This is a genomic window from Mesorhizobium sp. CO1-1-7, from assembly GCF_020164885.1.
Lineage (GTDB): Bacteria > Pseudomonadota > Alphaproteobacteria > Rhizobiales > Rhizobiaceae > Mesorhizobium > Mesorhizobium australicum.
The window spans coordinates 177,821-195,861 of the sequence record NZ_JAIUHA010000001.1; the positions used below are offsets into that span (position 1 = coordinate 177,821).

The 18,041-nt window shown below is 62.6% G+C and carries 15 protein-coding genes; 9 read left to right on the forward strand and 6 right to left on the reverse strand.

Annotated features, from left to right (window positions below; all coding sequences use genetic code 11):
* Positions 1–74: 74 nt before the first annotated feature.
* Together LB516_RS00800 and LB516_RS00805 are read right to left on the reverse strand one after the other, a co-directional pair.
* Positions 75–974, reverse strand: coding sequence for a DUF2167 domain-containing protein (locus tag LB516_RS00800; RefSeq protein ID WP_015316310.1), 900 nt, complete (start codon positions 972–974; stop codon positions 75–77).
* A gap of 151 nt (positions 975–1,125) precedes the next feature.
* A complete protein-coding gene (locus LB516_RS00805) occupies positions 1,126–2,574 on the reverse strand; it encodes a short-chain fatty acyl-CoA regulator family protein (protein WP_224531385.1) in 1,449 nt (482 codons plus the stop codon).
* Between the two features lie 224 nt (positions 2,575–2,798).
* Between LB516_RS00805 and aceA the strand changes: the two genes are divergently transcribed.
* The 3 genes from aceA (at position 2,799) to LB516_RS00820 (ending at position 5,070) form a co-directional block, all read left to right on the forward strand.
* Entirely contained in the window at positions 2,799–4,088 is a 1,290-nt protein-coding gene (aceA, locus tag LB516_RS00810; protein ID WP_023772829.1) for an isocitrate lyase, read from the forward strand.
* 56 nt (positions 4,089–4,144) lie between these two features.
* Positions 4,145–4,387, forward strand: coding sequence for a hypothetical protein (locus LB516_RS00815; RefSeq protein WP_006202762.1), 243 nt, complete (start codon positions 4,145–4,147; stop codon positions 4,385–4,387).
* Between the two features lie 239 nt (positions 4,388–4,626).
* On the forward strand, positions 4,627–5,070 hold the full coding sequence (locus tag LB516_RS00820; RefSeq protein ID WP_015316307.1) for a response regulator: 444 nt from the start codon (positions 4,627–4,629) through the stop codon (positions 5,068–5,070).
* A gap of 70 nt (positions 5,071–5,140) precedes the next feature.
* Here LB516_RS00820 and LB516_RS00825 read toward each other — a convergent pair whose 3' ends face one another.
* Positions 5,141–5,857, reverse strand: coding sequence for an HAD family hydrolase (locus LB516_RS00825; RefSeq protein ID WP_224718734.1), 717 nt, complete (start codon positions 5,855–5,857; stop codon positions 5,141–5,143).
* A gap of 148 nt (positions 5,858–6,005) precedes the next feature.
* Here LB516_RS00825 and LB516_RS00830 point away from each other — a divergent pair, with 148 nt between their 5' ends.
* The 3 genes from LB516_RS00830 to LB516_RS00840 all read left to right on the forward strand — a co-directional run bounded on the left by LB516_RS00830 (position 6,006) and on the right by LB516_RS00840 (position 10,050).
* Positions 6,006–7,442 carry a glutamine synthetase family protein gene (locus LB516_RS00830; RefSeq protein WP_015316305.1) on the forward strand — a complete coding sequence of 479 codons (1,437 nt, stop codon included), beginning with the start codon at positions 6,006–6,008 and terminating at the stop codon, positions 7,440–7,442.
* An 83-nt stretch (positions 7,443–7,525) separates the two neighbouring features.
* Positions 7,526–8,812, forward strand: a complete 1,287-nt coding sequence (locus LB516_RS00835) for an NAD(P)/FAD-dependent oxidoreductase (RefSeq protein ID WP_224718735.1) — start codon at positions 7,526–7,528, stop codon at positions 8,810–8,812.
* A gap of 356 nt (positions 8,813–9,168) precedes the next feature.
* A complete protein-coding gene (locus LB516_RS00840) occupies positions 9,169–10,050 on the forward strand; it encodes an SH3 domain-containing protein (protein WP_015316302.1) in 882 nt (293 codons plus the stop codon).
* Between the two features lie 19 nt (positions 10,051–10,069).
* On the opposite strand, the gene LB516_RS00845 is transcribed toward LB516_RS00840, so the two are convergent.
* Positions 10,070–10,816: an SDR family oxidoreductase gene (locus LB516_RS00845; protein ID WP_041163342.1), complete on the reverse strand. Its 747-nt coding sequence runs from the start codon at positions 10,814–10,816 to the stop codon at positions 10,070–10,072.
* Between the two features lie 321 nt (positions 10,817–11,137).
* Between LB516_RS00845 and zwf the strand changes: the two genes are divergently transcribed.
* From zwf to edd, 3 genes are all read left to right on the forward strand, one after another.
* Positions 11,138–12,610, forward strand: a complete 1,473-nt coding sequence (zwf, locus tag LB516_RS00850; protein ID WP_015316300.1) for a glucose-6-phosphate dehydrogenase — start codon at positions 11,138–11,140, stop codon at positions 12,608–12,610.
* Complete coding sequence (gene pgl / locus LB516_RS00855; protein WP_224718736.1) at positions 12,592–13,308, forward strand: 6-phosphogluconolactonase; 717 nt, start codon at positions 12,592–12,594, stop codon at positions 13,306–13,308. Before zwf ends, pgl begins: the two co-directional genes overlap by 19 nt.
* Before the next feature lie 73 nt (positions 13,309–13,381).
* Entirely contained in the window at positions 13,382–15,205 is a 1,824-nt protein-coding gene (gene edd, locus LB516_RS00860; protein ID WP_224718737.1) for a phosphogluconate dehydratase, read from the forward strand.
* Between the two features lie 66 nt (positions 15,206–15,271).
* Here edd and LB516_RS00865 read toward each other — a convergent pair whose 3' ends face one another.
* Complete coding sequence (locus tag LB516_RS00865; protein ID WP_224718738.1) at positions 15,272–16,930, reverse strand: vWA domain-containing protein; 1,659 nt, start codon at positions 16,928–16,930, stop codon at positions 15,272–15,274.
* A 112-nt stretch (positions 16,931–17,042) separates the two neighbouring features.
* Complete coding sequence (locus tag LB516_RS00870) at positions 17,043–18,041, reverse strand: GlxA family transcriptional regulator (protein WP_032922464.1); 999 nt, start codon at positions 18,039–18,041, stop codon at positions 17,043–17,045.

Genomic DNA, 18,041 nt, shown 5'->3' on the forward strand with positions numbered 1-18,041 from the left:
GCAGTGTTCCGTTTGGCGCACTGCCGGCACCCTACCGGCGCGCCCGACAACAGTCAGCAGCGCTTGGGCGACGCCTACGACGTGCGCTTGTTGCCGCGAATGAAGCGCCAGACTCCGGCCAAGGGAACCAGCAAGATCAAACCGAATTTCTTCAGCGCAATGAGCGCCACGGCCAGAAGGCCCGCCTTCGCCGCCAATTTTCCCGCTATGAGGCCACCAATGCCAACTGCCGCAACTGTATCGGAGCCGGGTATGAAATCAGTGTATTTCTTGCCGGTATTGAAGGCGGCGAGGCCAAGGACTTCGTCCAGGCTTTGCCTTATCTCCGGCAATTGCTCCACCGTAGCGATATAACTCATCACAAAAACGCCCTCCTTACCCAGAAAACGGACGTCGTAGTTGAGCGTGTGGACGGTATCGTCTCCGAATTGCAGTTCCTTTGCCCAGTGCAAACGCTTGTTGACCGAGTCGTAGACTGGCGGCGAGGCCCAGCCGATCAAGGTAATGGGAGGAAAGCCATCCTTTGCCCTTTGATCGTTGCCTGACAATGTGTCCGCCTGCATGGTGCGCAGCAACTCGCCGTAGTCGATGGATGCGGCGTCGCCATCATCGACATAGCCTATCTTCTCCCATCGCAACTCTATGCCCCAATTGCCATCGGCAATGGGATCATATTTGGCCGGAAAGATCATGCCGACCGAATCGGCAGCGGAACTGGCAGGATTGCCCCAGGCTTCTGTCAAAACAGAGGCAGTGTCTTTCTTGTTAAGAAAATAGAACTTATCGCCGAGGGTCAGGTGTACACCTTCGGCAAGGTCCACCGTGCCGATCTTCGGCTCGATTTTGTCCAGGAAAGCCTTGCCGTCGTCATTGTACCCTTGGTAAGATTTAAAAAAATCCGAGGATCTTTCCGCCTGAGCGGGCCAGACCGAAAGGGCAAGGCCCAAACCAAGCCAAAGAGCTATCCGGCTCATCAATCCCCCCGATCGCTGCACAGATTGTCGTTGATATCTTAACAGCAATGCTTAATCAATATTGCATCCGCTATATTTAGCGTGACGGCTTATTGTCTTCCTGAGTAGGAAGCAGTCAGTCTTCTTCTTCGCGCGGCAAGTCACCACGACATCACTGGAAGTCGAAGGCACTCAGGCCGGTGACCATCTCGTCGAGGCCGAGCGGTCGCGTCACCGGCGGCTCTGCGCGCGCCAGGCAGCCGGCGCGCTCGCAAAGCCGGCAGGCGGGGCCGACAGGCGTCGCCGCGACGGTGCCCGCCCCCATCTTCGCGCCGGTCGCCGCGCCAGGCAGCACCGTGCCATAGACGATCTCGTCGCGAAAGCCGATGTCGCAGCCGAGCAGCAGTGCCGTGCGGCGCGGTCGTTCGGAGAACGCGCCTTGCGGCCCCTCCAGCGTGCGGGCGATGCACAGGAACTCGGCGCCATCGGGCATTTCCACCGCCTCGACGAATATCTGGCCCGGCTGAGTGAAGGCGACATGCACGGGAAGCTTGGGACAGCCACCGCCGAAGCGGCTTTGCGGAAAGCCCTGGCTGCCGGCCTTGCGGAAGCGGTTTCCCGCATTGTCGATCTCCAGCATGAAGAAGGGCACGCCGGAAGCACCTGGCCGCTGCAGCATGGTCAGCCGGTTTGCCGCCTGCTCGAAGGAAACGCCGAAGCGCGAGCGCAGGACATCAATGTCGTAGCGTGAGCGAACGGCCGCCGCGTGAAAGGGCTGATAGGGCATCATCAGCGCATGGGCGGCGTAGCGGCCGAGTTCGAAGCGGGCAAGGCGGCGCGCCTCGTCCGTGGTCAGCCTCAGTGCCTGGATCTCACCGGCGACCGCAACCGACATGCGGATCAGGCAGGCCTCCATCGCGACTTCACGCAACTGGTCGAACGGCGACAGACGCTCGGACAGGAACAGGCGCTGCGAGTGGCGGTCGTAGCGGCGGCGCCAGTTCGGCATGGTGGCGACCGGCAGAACCTTGACCACGATGCCGTATTCGCGCTTCAGCCATGCCTTCAAGGCGCCAAACAGGTCGTCGCCGGGATCGAGCACCGACGTAAACGCCTCGGCCTCTTCCTCGAGCGAGACGAAATGGTTCGGTCGCCGCTCGAAAATCTCGCGCACCTCGTCGATCGGCAGGCGGGCGCCAGAGAGGGCGGTCGCCCGGCCCTCGCGGGCCAGAAGCTCGTTGAGATCGGACAGCCGCTCGGCTTGCTCGCGATAGGCGCGGAACAGTTTTATCACCGCGGCGGAGGCGTTGGGCGCCGCCTCGGCAAACTCGATCAATTCCTGGTCTCCCGGCAATTCGCCGACCAGCAGCGGATCGGTGAACACCTCCTTGAGGGCAGCGACCGATCCCCTTGCCTCGCCCTGAAGCTCATGCGGATCGACTTTGTAGACGGAGGCGAGCTTCAGGATCAATTGCACCGTCAGCGGCCGCTGGTTGCGCTCGATCAGGTTGAGGTAGGACGGCGAGATGCCGAGCCCCTCGGCCATCGCCGTCTGGGTCAGGCCCTTGGCGCCACGGATGCGGCGGATGCGCGGCCCAGCGAAAATCTTCTGGTCAGCCATCGCCAATTCTTGACAGGAGTTTACACGCCGCCAGCTGCATCCCGCCTCTCTTCGCTTTACAGGATTGACAAATTTACAGTGCCTTGCTGTCAAACACAACACAGATTTTCCGTTATATCCACTCGGTTCTGCTGATTTTTCTAGCTCATGCGGCGCCAAAATGTAAATTCAGTCACATAGAAGCGGCCCGAGAATTGGCTGTGCAGAAATCTTCGGAGTGACCAATGACTGATTTTTACAACCTCGTCCCCTCGGCGCCTGAAGGTCGCTTCGACGGCATTGAACGTCCCTATTCGCCGGAGGACGTGAAGCGGCTGCGCGGTTCGGTGCAGATTCGTCAGAGCCTTGCCGAAATGGGCGCCAACCGGCTGTGGAAACTCATCCACGAGGAGGACTTCGTCAACGCGCTCGGCGCCATGTCCGGCAACCAGGCGATGCAGCAGGTGCGCGCCGGGCTGAAGGCGATCTACCTGTCGGGCTGGCAGGTCGCTGCCGACGCAAACACCGCCTCGGCGATGTATCCGGACCAGTCGCTCTATCCGGCCAATGCGGCGCCCGAACTGGTCAAGCGCATCAACCGCACGCTGCAGCGCGCCGACCAGATCGAAACCTCCGAAGGCAAGGGGCTTTCTGTGGAGACCTGGTTCGCACCGATCGTTGCCGACGCGGAAGCCGGCTTCGGCGGTCCGCTCAACGCCTTCGAGATCATGAAGGCGTTCATCGAGGCCGGTGCCGCTGGCGTCCATTACGAGGACCAGTTGGCGTCGGAGAAGAAGTGCGGCCATCTCGGCGGCAAGGTGCTGATCCCGACCGCGGCGCATATCCGCAACCTCAACGCGGCGCGGCTCGCGGCCGACGTGATGGCCACGCCCACCTTGGTCGTGGCACGCACGGACGCGGAAGCTGCAAAGCTGCTGACCTCCGATATCGATGAACGCGACCAGCCCTTCGTCGACTATGATGCCGGCCGCACGGTGGAAGGCTTCTACCAGGTCCGGAACGGCATCGAGCCTTGCATCGCGCGGGCCATTGCCTATGCGCCGCACGCCGACCTGATCTGGTGCGAGACCTCGAAGCCCGACCTGGCGCAGGCCAAGAAATTCGCCGAGGGGGTGCGCAGGCACCATCCAGGCAAGCTGCTCGCCTACAATTGCTCGCCGTCGTTCAACTGGAAGAAGAATCTCGACGACGCGACGATCGCCAAGTTCCAGAGGGAACTGGGCGCCATGGGCTACAAGTTCCAATTCATCACGCTGGCCGGCTTCCACCAGCTCAACTACGGCATGTTCGAACTCGCCCGCGGCTACAAGGCGCGGCAGATGGCGGCCTATTCCGAGTTGCAGGAAGCGGAATTCGCGGCGGAAGCCAATGGCTATACCGCGACCAAGCACCAGCGCGAGGTCGGCACCGGCTATTTCGACGCGGTCTCTATGGCGATCACCGGCGGCCGGTCGTCGACCACGGCCATGCATGAATCGACCGAGCACGCGCAGTTCAAGCCGGCCGCGGAATAGCGACCAGGAAATACAGAGGAAACGCCCAACAGGGCCTCAGACACAGGAGAAGACCAATGGCATCGATAAGCCGCGTCAAGGAACGGGCCGAAGAGCAATCGACCACGATGAGCGTCGACCAGCAGGCGACAATCCGCATGCTGGCCAACGACCTGCACAGGCTCAACCAATCGGTGATGAAGGCGGTCGAGGCGGGCGTCTCGGTGGAGCTCGTGCGCTCCGCGAGGCACCATGGCGGCGACGGCAATTGGGGCGACCTGCTGATCCCGGTCATCGTTACACAACAAAGCCATGGCTGACCCGGAAGCGCTACAACCGGCCATTTGCCCGCGCCGCGTATGCGTAGGTGAATTTTATTTTCACGCAACCAAGCTATGGACAGGGCAGTACAGTACTGTTGCTTGAATCCACTGTGTGGGAGACGGTTTCAGAAGTCTTTTATTTCAACTTGACATAGGGTGCGATCTCACGCCAATTGTCCGCAGATTCAACTCTGCATTGAAATAGGGGCAAGATTCTTGACCGACTTGGGTGCCTAGTGAGTGACGAGGGGGAGAGTACAAAACATCTGAATCGGGTGACCCGGGGTTCAAACATTGAGACGATCCGAGATCCTTCGCGGGTGCTTGTTGTCGGGAAGTCGCCGATCAATCGCGTCGTGGTGTCTAAAATCGTCGAGCGTTCCGGGCTCAAACCAATCTCGGAATCGCCTGAAATGGCGGTGAAGACCTTACGTTCGCTTATCCCCGGGGCGGTTGTCCTCGATGGTGGCCCCGACAACAAAGACTGCGACACGCTGATGTCCAGTATCGACACGTTGCGGCGAGCCGCGGGCAAGGCACTTCCTCCCGTGATCCTGCTTTCAACCAAGAATGGCACGCCCGAGAGCCTGGGCCTGGCGCATGTTGTCGACGCGGTGGTGGCCAAGCCGATCACGCCCGAACGGCTGCAACCGGTCATCGATCGCCTGACCGGCCGCTAAAACGATTCCAAAAGGCGAAAACCGTTTTTCCATCCAGAATTGCGCGAAAAAAGCAGTCGGAGGTCTACGATCAAACTCTGTTCCTGATGCTTTCGACAAGCGCGGGCAATTGGCTGAGATCCGATATCTGGCGGAAACGCGGCTCGGCGACCGGCGCCTCCACATGTTCGAGCACCCAGGTCAATTCGTGCGGCACATGGACACCCCAGCCGCCGGCCTCGATGGCGGGCACCACGTCCGACTTCAGCGAATTGCCGACCATCATGCTCCTTGCCGGGCCTTCGCCATGGCGGTTGAAAAGGCGCGCATAGGTCGCGGCGGTCTTGTCGCTGACGATCTCGACGGCGTCGAACAACTCGCCCAGCCCGGAGCCAGCCAGCTTGCGCTCCTGATCGAACAGATCGCCCTTGGTGATCAGCACGAGGCGGAAGGTGCCGGCGAGCTTCTCGACCGTCTCGCGTGCATGCGGCAAGGGCTCGATCGGATGGCCCAGCATCTCGCGGCCGGCGTCGAGAATCTCCGATATGACGGAAGCCGGCACGCGCCCGTCGGTGACCTCTATCGCCGTCTCGATCATCGAGAGCGTAAATCCCTTGATGCCGAAACCGTAGATCGCGAGATTGCGCCTCTCGGCTTCCAACAGTCGAGCCGAGATCTGCTCGCCCTCGCCATGATCGGCCAGCATGGCGGCAAAGCGCTTTTCCGTCATGCGGAAGAACCGTTCGTTCTGCCAAAGCGTGTCGTCGGCGTCGAAGCCGATCGTGGTCAGTTCGCTGCTGGGTCTCATCGCCGGCTTCTCGAGTGCGGGAAGACGCCAAACCTATGCCGACCGGCAACCGGTTTTCAACCCGCAACGGCAAATGCCCGCGGCGGCTCCCCTTCCCTTCGGTCGCACGGCACGGCTATACTTGAAAATCCGCAACCCAATCTGGTGAATGATGCCGCCTGCAAAAAAGGAAGTCCGTCCGTCGAGCCGCGGAGGACGGGCGCGCACGCCTGCCTTCGTGAAAAACCTGCGAGGTGTGAAGAACTGGAAGGAAGTCAGCGATTGGCTGGAATGGCGCGGCATCGAGGATATCGAATGCATCACGCCTGATCAGGCCGGCGTGGCGCGCGGCAAGATGATGCCGTCGAAGAAATTCACTTCCAACACCTCACTGGCGCTGCCTTCGGCGGTCTTCATGACGACGATTTCCGGCGGCTATCCGGAGGACGGTAACGGCTTTCACTATCCGGAAGACGACGGCGACCTCAAGCTGATGCCGGACCTGTCGACATTGACCGTGGTTCCCTGGGAAGAAGACCCGACGGCCGCCGTCATCTGCGACCTCGTCCACCAGGACGGCCGCTCGGTCGAGTTCACGCCGCGCAATGTGCTGAAGCGCGTGCTGGCGGCCTATGACAAGCTTGGGCTGAAGCCGGTCGTGGCACCCGAAATCGAGTTCTACCTCGTGCGCAAGAATCCGGACCCGGACTATCCCCTGACCCCGCCTGTCGGCCGCTCGGGGCGCGCGATCGGCGGCGGCGCCGGCTATTCGATCGCCGGCGTCAACGAGTTCGACGAACTGATCGACGACATCTACCATTTCTCCGAAAGCCAGGGCCTGGAGATCGACACGCTCATCCACGAAGAGGGCGCCGGCCAGCTCGAGATCAATCTGCGCCACGGCGACCCGATCGAGCTCGCCGACCAAGTGTTCATGTTCAAGCGCACCATTCGTGAAGCCGCGCTCAAGCATGAGATCTACGCGACCTTCATGGCCAAGCCGATTCAGGGCCAGCCGGGCTCCGCCATGCATATCCATCAGTCGATCGTCGACAAGAAGACGGGCAGGAACATCTTTTCGGCCGAGGATGGTTCGGAGACCGAGGATTTCTTCCATTTCATCGGCGGCATGCAGAAGCACGTGCCGAATGCGCTGGTTATGTTCGCGCCCTACGTCAATTCCTACCGGCGGCTGACGCAGGCGGCCTCTGCCCCGGTCAACAACAAATGGGGCTACGACAACCGCACCACGGCTTTCCGCGTGCCGCGTTCCGATCCAGCGGCGCGGCGCGTTGAAAACCGCATCCCGTCCTCCGATGCCAATCCCTATCTGGCGCTGGCGGCTTCGCTTGCCTGCGGGCTGATCGGCATCACCAGGAAGATCAAGGCCGAGCCTCCCGTGCTGACCACCGCCAACGCGCACGAGATCGACCTGCCGCGCAGCCTGCTCGAAGCCGTCGACCTGTTCGAAGGCGACGAGGAACTCTGCGCACTGCTGGGCAAGTCCTTCGCCGCCACCTATGCGGCGATCAAGCGGGCGGAATTCGAAACGTTCATGGAAGTGATCAGTCCGTGGGAGCGGGAATATCTGCTGCTGAATGTGTGATCGTGAGTGAGTAGTGAGTAGTTGGTAGCGACTACTCACTACTCACTACTCACTACCCGAACTCCCTCGAGTCTTCGCTCATCATGAACTACCAATCCCCCATTTCCCCCGGCCGGTCCTGGTATGAGGACACGGCCGGGCCGCGGCCCGAATATCCAGCGCTCGACGGTGATCGGACCTGCGACGTCGTTATTATCGGCGGCGGCTTTACCGGCCTGTCGGCAGCGACGCACTTGGCCAAGGCCGGTACCAGCGTCGTCCTGATCGAAGCATATCGTTTTGGCGACGGCGCTTCGGGGCGCAATGGCGGCCAGCTCGGCACCGGGCAGCGTGCCTGGGCCGAGGACCTGGAGACCGAATACGGTCTGTCCCGCGCCAGGGCGCTGTTCGATCTCGCCGAAGAGGCGAAAGCGCATCTGCTCGACTTCGCCGCCCTCAACCAGATCGATATCGACTACATGCCGGGCCAGCTCTCGGTCGCGCACAAGCCGCGCTATGTCGACGACTACAAGGCGCATGCCGAAATCATGGCCGGCCGCTTCTCGTACCCGCACATCTCCTTCATGGATGCGAAGGAGACGGCGGATCGGCTGGGGTCGAGCGCTTATTTCGGCGGCACGCGCGACACCGGCACCGGCCATATCCATCCGATGAAGCTGGTGATCGGCACGGCGCGGGCGGCGGCACAAGCTGGCGCCCACTTGTTCGAATGTACGCCATCGACCGCCATCGTCTCGGCAGGCGGCAAGGTCAGGGTCTCCACGCCAAGAGGGACGATCTCGGCGCAAAAATGCCTGATCGCGGTCAACGCCTATGGCGGCACGCTCGAGCCGGTGAGTGCCGCGCACATCATGCCGATCGGATCCTTCATCGGTGCGACCGTGCCGTTGGGGTCGGATTCGAACGTGTTGCCGGGGGGCGAATCGGTCGACGATTCCCGCTTCGTCGTGCGCTATTTCCGCAAATCCAGGGATGGACGGCTGCTGTTCGGCGGACGCGAGGTCTATGGCGTCAACGATCCCAAAGATATCCACATCCACATTCGCCGTCAGATCGCGGAGCTCTATCCGGCGCTCAGCGATGTCGAGATCACCCATGGCTGGGGCGGCTATGTCGGCATCACGGTGCCGAGGAAGCCATTCGTGCGCGAAGTGATGCCGAATGTGATCTCGGCCGGCGGCTATTCCGGTCACGGCGTCATGCTGTCGAACTTCTTCGGCAAGCTCTATGCCGAGACCATCACCGGCAACCGCGACCGGCTGAAGCTGATCGAGGACTTGAAAATCCCGCCATTTCCTGGCGGCCGCCGGTTCCGGGCGCCGCTGCTTTTCCTTGCGCTCAACTGGTTTGCGCTGCGGGACAGGATCTAATGCGTCGCGAGGAACGACATGCACAACAAGATCCAAGTGCGTTGTGGAGACTTTTCGACACGACGTGCTTAGGCTGCGATCGGATCGCCGCTATCCCTGCGATCACGAACTCATGTAATATTGTAATATCCATGTAATATTTGTTGCCCGGGCAACACATTGCGGAATTGCGGGCAAAAGCGCAGAATCCTTGGTAAGGGCGTACTGACGCCACAATCGCGGGCGAAAGGTCCGCATCTGGGCGATTGTTCGGGGATTGTTGCGGGCCCGCCCGCGTTTGGGACCGATGCTGATCGAACGCGTGACTTGCGATATTTGATCGAAAGAACACCGGCCCGCTTATGGAGGTGGCAAGAGTGAGAGAGCCCTTCAGTTTCGGTGCTCCGGAACGTCGGCGCTTCGCCATGCAGTTCGGCTATGACATGCGCCCGTCATTCTGGCAGGGAGTCCGTTCGAACTCGCACCTGGTTATCGCGGCAATAGGCACCGCGGCACTGCTTGGCGTTGCCGCAGTGGCGCTCTGGCTGGCGTTGCCGACCGGCGAGAGGCAAGCAGCCGCCAGTCCCGAGCAGAGCATTCCGACCATTCCGGTGAAGACGACGAAAGTTCCCTCCTCGGGGACGACGGTGACGGTGGCGGCCGTGACGCCGCAGGCGGAGCGCAAGTCCAGCCAGGTGTCACCGACCAAGGCAGCGGCGGCGGTGGACATACCAGCGCTTGCCGCCAATGATCCCCGCTGGACAGGGGCGCAGCCGAAGGCTGCCGCGGCAACTGATCCCGATCAAACGGCGGCTCCCAGCCAAGTAGCCAAGCAGCCCGAGCCGGCGCCTGACAAAACAGCGGCGGCATTCGCGCAATCGTCTACCGATACCGATGCCACCGACGAGCTTGCCAAGGTCGCCGCGCCGAGCCCGCCTGCCAATAGCAGCAATCCCGATGGCGCGCAGACCGCCGCCATTCCGGAGACGCAGCCGCAAGCACCGGACCAAAAACCCGCGAATGCACAAGGCGAGGACAACGCAGCCAAGGCGAAGCCGCGCAAGGTGGCGGCGACGGGCAACGGCCGTATTCTCAGAGCTGTGACCATGCGCAGTGCTCCGAAGAAGGGGGCCACCCCCATCGGTACGATCCCTGCCCGGACCTCGGTGCAACTGATGGGCTGCAAGCAGTGGTGCGAGATCGTCTACAACGGCAAGCACGGCTGGGTGTACAAGAGCTACGTCAAGCCCGGCACGTAATATCCGACGATCGCCGCGTTCAGATGCAGCGCCCGCCATCGACCTCCAGCGCGACCCCGGTGATGAAAGCGGCCTCGTCCGAGGCCAGCCATAGAGCCGCGTTGGCGATATCGAGCGGGGTCGACAGCCGCCCGAGCGGGATCGAGGCGCGGAATGCCTCGCGGATCTCGGGCGTGTCGGCGCCCATGAATTTTTCAAGCATCCCGGTCTCGCCGGCGACCGGGCAAAGGCAGTTGACGCGAATGTTCCTGGGCGCGAGTTCCACCGCCATCGACTTGGTGGCGGTGATCGCCCAACCCTTCGAGGCATTGTACCAGGTGAGGCCGGGCCGCGGCCGCAATCCTGCGGTAGACGCCGTGGTCAAGATGACACCGCCGCCTTGCCGCTCCATGATCGGCACAACCGCAAGGGCGGCGTGATAGATCGCCTTCATGTTGACTGATGTGATCAGGTCGAAGGTTTCCTCGTCGACTTTGAGCATGTCGCCATTGCGATGGGTGAACCCGGCATTGTTGACCATGATGTCGACACGGCCGAAGGCGCTTTTGGCGGCATAGACCATCTCGTCGAACTCGGAGCGCAACGAAACGTCGGTCTGCGTCCAGATTGCCGCCTCGCCGATCTCATCGGCGACGCGTTTCGCACCCTTGGCGTTGAGATCGGCGACAACGACCCTGGCGCCCTCTTCCGCGAAGCGCTTGGCCATGCCTTCGCCGAAGCCCGATGCCGCACCGGTGATAATGGCGACCTTGTTTTCCAGACGCATGCTTTTCCCGCTCATGGACTTCCTCGATATCACTGCACAGCTTGCACAAGGGCTGGCGACCGATGCGATCGATGCCGCAAGGATGGCGCGCCGATTTCTCCCTTAGCTTTCGTCACATTCACGTTCTATGCTGCAACTGCGAAAGCTTCCGGAGTCTTCGTTCACCGACAAGCCTCCCGGCGGCGCCAGTGTCAAGCGCACACGTGGACCGACGCAAAATCCAGCGGTTGGTCCTTGATGTGACACCATGGCACTGGAAAATTTAAATCGATTAGAATATATCAGCCGCGTACTTGCGACCGGCGTCAAAGCGGACAGACCATGACCAGCCAGATCATCCCCGTCGACCCTTTCGACTTTATCATTTTCGGTGGTACCGGCGACCTGTCGGAACGCAAGCTGCTGCCGTCGCTCTACTATCGCCAGCGCGACCATCAATTCTCCGAGCCGACGCGCATCATTGGCACATCGCGCTCGAAAATGAGCGACGAGGAGTTCCAGGCTTTCGCCAAGCAGGCGATTTCGGACCATGTCAAGCCGGCCGATATCGATGCCAAGGAGTTGAAGACCTTCCTCGCCCGGCTTTCCTACGTCCCGGCCGATGCAACGAGCGGCGCCGGCTTCGACAAGCTGAAAAAGGCGATCGGCGAAAGCGACCACATCCGCGCCTTTTACCTGGCCGTGGCGCCGGCGCTGTTCGGCGACATCTCGCACAAGCTCAAAGAGCACAATCTGATCACGCCGAATTCGCGCATCGTGCTGGAGAAGCCGATCGGCCGCGATCTTGCCTCGGCGCAGGCGCTCAATGACCTGGTCGGCGACGACTTCCACGAAAGCCAGATTTTCCGCATCGATCATTATCTCGGCAAGGAGACGGTGCAGAACCTGATGGCGCTGCGCTTTGCCAATGCGCTGTACGAGCCGCTGTGGAATTCCGCCCACATCGACCACGTGCAGATCACCGTCGCCGAGACCGTGGGTCTGGAAGACCGCGTCACCTACTACGACAAGGCCGGTGCGCTGCGCGACATGGTGCAGAACCACATGCTGCAGCTGCTTTGCCTCGTCGCCATGGAAGCGCCCTCGTCGATGGACGCCGACGCGGTGCGCGACGAGAAGCTCAAGGTGCTGCGGGCGCTGAAGCGCATCAACGGCAACGAGGCGCCGAAGCACACCGTGCGCGGCCAGTACCGCGCCGGCGCCTCGGCCGGGGGACCGGTGAAAGGCTATGTCGAGGAACTCGGCAAGGACAGCAACACCGAGACCTTCGTCGCCATCAAGGCCGAGATCGGCACCTGGCGCTGGGCCGGCGTTCCGTTCTACCTCAGGACCGGAAAGCGGCTAGCGACCCGGGTTTCGGAAATCGTCATCGAGTTCAAGCCGATCCCGCATTCGATCTTCGGCGACAGCGGCGCGGGGCCGATCTTTGCCAACCAGCTGGTCATCCGGCTGCAGCCGGACGAAGGCGTCAAGCAGTTCATCATGATCAAGGACCCAGGCCCGGGCGGCATGCGGCTGCGCCAGATCTCGCTCGACATGAGTTTCGCGCAGTCTTTCGACGGCCGCGCGCCCGACGCCTATGAACGGCTGATCATGGATGTCATCCGCGGCAACCAGACGCTGTTCATGCGCCGCGACGAGGTGGAAGCCGCCTGGAAGTGGATCGACCCGATCCAGAATGCCTGGGAAGGCGCCAAGCAGGAAGCGCAGGGCTATACGGCAGGCACATGGGGGCCGTCGGCCTCGATAGCACTGATCGAACGTGACGGGCGGACATGGCACGAGAGCAATTGAACAGCGCCAGCTACAACTGGAACGCTTTTCCCGACCGTCCGCAACTGGCCTCGGCGCTGGCTGGCCGCGTCGCCGATACCCTGACCAAGGCGATCGCCGGGCGCGGCACGGCACTGCTGGCGGTCTCCGGCGGCACGACACCAGCAAAGTTCTTTGCCGCGCTCTCCGCGGCGCCGATCGCCTGGGATAAGGTGATCGTGACGCTGGTCGACGAACGTTTCGTGCCGGCCTCCTCGCCGCGATCCAATGCCGGGCTGGTTGCCGCCAACCTGCTGCAGAACGCGGCCAAGGCGGCCCGCTTCGTTCCGCTCTACCACGAGGCGGTCGGCATCGAGGATGCCGCGGCATCCGACGATGCGGCCCTGCGATCCCTGCCCTGGCCGCTCGATGTCGTGATCCTCGGCATGGGGCCTGACGGCCATACCGCCTCCTTCTTTCCCGACGCCGACGATCTGCCGAAGCTGCTCGACCCCGCCTCGGACAGGATCATCCTGCCGGTTCACGCCGCAAGTGCGGGTGAGCCTCGGCTGACCCTGACCCTGGCGCGGATCATCGACGCCGGTTTCATCGCGCTGCACATCGAGGGCGAGGACAAGCGCACCGCCTTCGACGGCGCGGTCGCGTCCGGGCCGCGAAAGCCGATCCGTGCCGTGCTCGACGCATCGCCCAAGCCCGTGGAGGTTTTCTGGGCGCCCTGATTTCAAGTTTACAAGTGGTCCCGGCAACGGCGGGAGGATGTTTCCGGGACCTCGCCTGAAAGGACCTGATCCCATGACCGCAAGACGAGACATCGAAGCCATCACCGAACGGATACGCCAGCGCTCCAAACCGGGCCGGGAGCGCTACCTCAGCCGTATCGCCGAAGCGTCGAACCAGACCGCCAACCGGTCGGTGCTGTCCTGCGGCAACCTTGCCCATGGCTTCGCGGTCTGCAGCCCCTCGGAAAAGCTGGCGCTCGGCGCCGACAAGGTGCCCAATCTCGGCATCATCACCTCTTACAACGACATGCTGTCGGCGCATCAGCCCTTCGAGACCTTCCCTGCCCTGATCAAGGAGGCCGCGCGCGAGGCGGGCGGCATCGCCCAGGTCGCGGGCGGCGTGCCGGCGATGTGCGATGGCGTGACCCAAGGCCAGCCCGGCATGGAGCTGTCGCTGTTTTCGCGCGACGTGATCGCCATGGCAGCCGCGATCGGCCTGTCGCACAACATGTTCGACGCCGCCGTCTATCTCGGCGTCTGCGACAAGATCGTCCCGGGTCTGGTGATCGCCGCACTAACCTTCGGCCATCTGCCGGCGGTGTTCATTCCTGCCGGCCCGATGACGACAGGCCTGCCCAACGATGAGAAGGCCAAGGTCCGCCAGCTCTATGCCGAGGGCAAGGCAGGACGCGCCGAACTCCTGGAAGCCGAGTCCAAGTCGTATCACGGGCCGGGCACCTGCACCTTCTACGGGACGGCGAACTCCAACCAGATGCTGATGGAGATCATGGGCCTGCACACGCCGGGCGCGTCCTTCGTCAACCCCGGCACGCCCCTGCGCGACGCCTTGACCCGCGAAGCGACGAAACGGGCACTGGCGATCACCGCGCTCGGCAACGCCTATACGCCGGTCGGGCGGATGATCGACGAACGTTCGTTCGTCAATGGCGTCGTCGGCCTGCATGCCACCGGCGGCTCGACCAACCACACCATCCACCTGATCGCCATGGCCGCCGCCGCCGGCATCGCGCTGACCTGGCAGGATATTTCCGACCTCTCGGAAGCCGTGCCTCTGTTGGCACGGGTCTATCCGAACGGACTTGCCGACGTGAACCATTTCCATGCCGCGGGCGGGCTCGGCTTCCTGATTCGCGAACTGCTCGACGAAGGCGTCCTGCACGAGGATGTGCAGACGGTGTGGGGCGAAGGCCTGCGGCCCTATGCGGTCGAGGCAAAGCTCGGCGCCGACGGCGGTGTGCTGCGCGAGGCTTCGCCACGCGCAAGCGGCGACGAAAAGGTGCTGGCGCCGTTCAACAAGGCTTTCCAGGCGACGGGCGGCCTGAAGGTGCTGGCGGGCAATCTCGGTCACGCCGTCATCAAGACATCGGCCGTCAAACCGGAGCGGCGTGTCATCGAGGCGCCGGCCAAGGTGTTCGACAGCCAGCAGGGACTGAACGACGCCTTCAAGGCGGGCACACTCACCGGCGACTTCATCGCCGTCATCCGCTTCCAGGGTCCGAAGGCCAACGGCATGCCGGAATTGCACAAGCTGACCACCGTGCTCGGCATCCTGCAGGATCGCGGCCAGCGCGTCGCGCTGGTCACCGACGGGCGCATGTCGGGCGCCTCCGGCAAGGTGCCGGCGGCAATCCATGTGACGCCGGAAGCGGTCGAGGACGGGCCGATCGCGCGGATCCATGACGGCGACATCATCCGCCTCGACGCCGATGCCGGCACGCTGGAAGTGCTGGTGCCAGGCACCGAATTCGCCTTGCGCCGCACGGCCGAAGTCGATCTCATCGGCAATGAATTCGGCTTCGGACGCGAGTTGTTCGCCGGCTTCCGCCAATTGGTGGGCCGCGCCGATCACGGCGCCAGCGCGTTCGGCACTGCCTGACGCATTCTGTCCGGCATGAAAAAGGGCGGCACGTGGCCGCCCTTTTTGCGGTCGAAATCGCAATCCTCATTGCACCGTCAGTTCAACCCGCTCTCCGGCCTTCACGGTCACGGCGCCTTCCTTCTTGCTGTTGTCCGACTTCTCCGAAACCACGGCGTAATCGCCGGCCGCTATCGCGGCCTGATACTTCTCGTCATAGGCATAGCCGATCGACTTGCGATTGCCATTGATGTCCTTCTTCGTCTCGAAGATCTCGATCTTGGAGGTGCCAGGCGCCGTGATTGCCAGCACGCCGGCATTCATGGCGACCTTGAGGTCCTGGAACTCGCCGACCTTGACGCTGAAAGGCTGTTCCACGACGGCGAGATCGACCGTCGCGATCAGCACATAGTCATCGGGCGGCAGATCGAACTTGCTGTCGGGGCCATAGGCATAGGTGACCTCGTCGCGGGTGCCATCGATCTTCTTCTTGGCCTTGAGCACCTTGAAGCCGGTGCCTGAACTGTCAGCCTTGTCGCCGCCGGCCACATAGTATGCGTTGGCAACGACATGGCCGACGCCGACGATGATGTCCTTGTCGATCACCCTGCCCGCGGCAAGCAGGATCGTTTCGGTGACCACGCCCTGTCCGATCGTGACGGTCACTTTCTCGTCGCCGGCCGGCAACACGACTTTCGTGTCTCCATAATAGGTCGGAGGGTTGTCGACGCCCGGATAGGCGATCACGACAGCCGCCCCGCTGGCCACATCGGCACCTTGGCTCGGACGCGGATGCAGGATGAGTGTGCCGGCATTCAAGGTGAACAGCGGCTTGTAGACCTGGCCCGCCTCGATCTTGATCTTCTGCTCCGTCTTGCCCTCACCGTCGCGCGCGACGACGATGTAGTCGCCCGGTTCCAGATTGGCTTTGTAGTCGCCGTATTCGGTGGTGACGTTGTCGCCGCGCGTGCCGTCCGATTTGGCCTTGTAGACTTCCCAGGCATTGCCGTCGGTGACAGGATCGCCGCCCTCGGCCAGCACCACGGTCGGCATGAAATTGAACTCGGGCTTCGCCGGCTCGGGCGCTGGTGCCGGAGCGGGGGCCGGTGCTGGCTCGGGCGCCGGTGCCGCGACGGTCTCGACCAGCGCCTCCTGCAAAGCCTTCTCGTCGGAAGCCTGGATGTATTTGCCGCCGGTATTGTCCGCGAGGCAGGCAATCTGCTTGCCTTCATCGGCGGTCAGGCCGAAACCGACGACGTCGGCGGTGAAATCGACGCCGGATGCCTTCAGCTCCTTACCCAGCGCGCAAGGGTCGCCGCCGCACGTTTCGAGCCCATCGGTGATAAGAACGACAGTTGCCTTGTCCTCGGTGTATTTCAGCGCTTCGGCCGCCTGCTTGACGGCTGCCGTCAGCGGCGTCTTGCCGAGGAACTTCATGCTGTCGGCGGCTGCCGAGATGGCGCTTGCCGAGCCCGCCTGGGGCGGCACGATCAGTTGGATGTCGTCGCAGCTGCCTTTTTCGCGATGGCCATAGGCCATGAAGCCGATCTCGTCGTCGGCGGGAACCGATTGAAGCACGGTCCTCAGCGATTCGCGGGCGATTTCCAGCTTGGGCTTTCCGTCGATCTGCGCCCACATCGATCCCGACGCGTCGAGGATGATGATGACCTTGTTGGCGGCAAAGCCGAATGTCGTCGTCGACAAAAGGAGGATCGCCGCAGCGACGCTCCGCGCAAGTATCGCCATCGAAATCTCCTGAGTTAGCCACCCCGTCCGCTGGCCGAAGCTATTTGAGCGCGTGCAGGGACACAAGCCACCGCTATCAGCGATAGCTCGCATAGGCCCGTGCGTACCCAATTCAGTATGTCGTGCGGCGCTCTTCCGAGGGCGGGCGGCCAAACTGCAGCCGATAGCTCTGGGCAAAATAGGAATGCGAGGTGAAGCCCGTCGCGATCGCCACGTCGAGGATAGGCATGTTGGTCTGGCGCAGCAATTCGCGCGCGCGCTCCAGCCGCAGCCGCATGTAGTAGCGCCCCGGCGTGACGTTGAGATGGCGCAGAAACAGCCGCTCCACCTGGCGCACCGAGAGGCCCGCCGACTTGGCGAGCTGTACCGCCGACAGCGGCTCGTCGAGATGGTCGGCCATCAATTCGACGATGCGTCGCAACTTCTCCGACTTGCCGGTGAGGTCACGCTCCGGCCCGACGCGCTGGCGGTCTCCGGCGGAGCGGATGCGCTCGTGCTGGAACTGGTTGGCGACGCCATTGGCGAGGTTGGAGCCGAAATCGCCACGCACGATCTCCAGCATCAGATCGATCGAGGTGGTGCCGCCGGCGCAGGTGTAGCGTTTGCGGTCGATCTCGAAGACGTTGCCCGTGCAGTTGATGTCGGGAAAGCGCTCGACGAAGCCGGCGCGGTTTTCCCAATGGATGGTGCAGCGATAGCCTTCGAGCTGGCCGGCCTCGGCCAGCAGGTAGGATCCGACCGACAAGGCACCAAGCGCGTTGCCGCGCCGGCCCCAGCTGCGCAAGGCGGCCAGAACCTTGCTCTTGCCCGGAAATTCCGTCGTCAAGCCGACCGAGACGAAGAGAATATCGACCGGCGGCAGGTCGGCGACGGCGTAGTCGATCTTAAGCGGCAGGCCGTTGGAAGCCATCACCGGGTCACCATCGGCCGACACAGTTGTCCAGCCGTAGAAGTCACGGCCAAGCAGGCGGTTCGCCGACCGGAAGGTATCGATCGCAGCGGCCAGCGAGAACATGGAAAACTTGTCAACCAGCAGGAAGGCGAACTGCCGGCCGCCTTGAACGGGATCATTCGTGACCGGCCGTTCCGGGGAAATAGTGGGGTTCGGCAA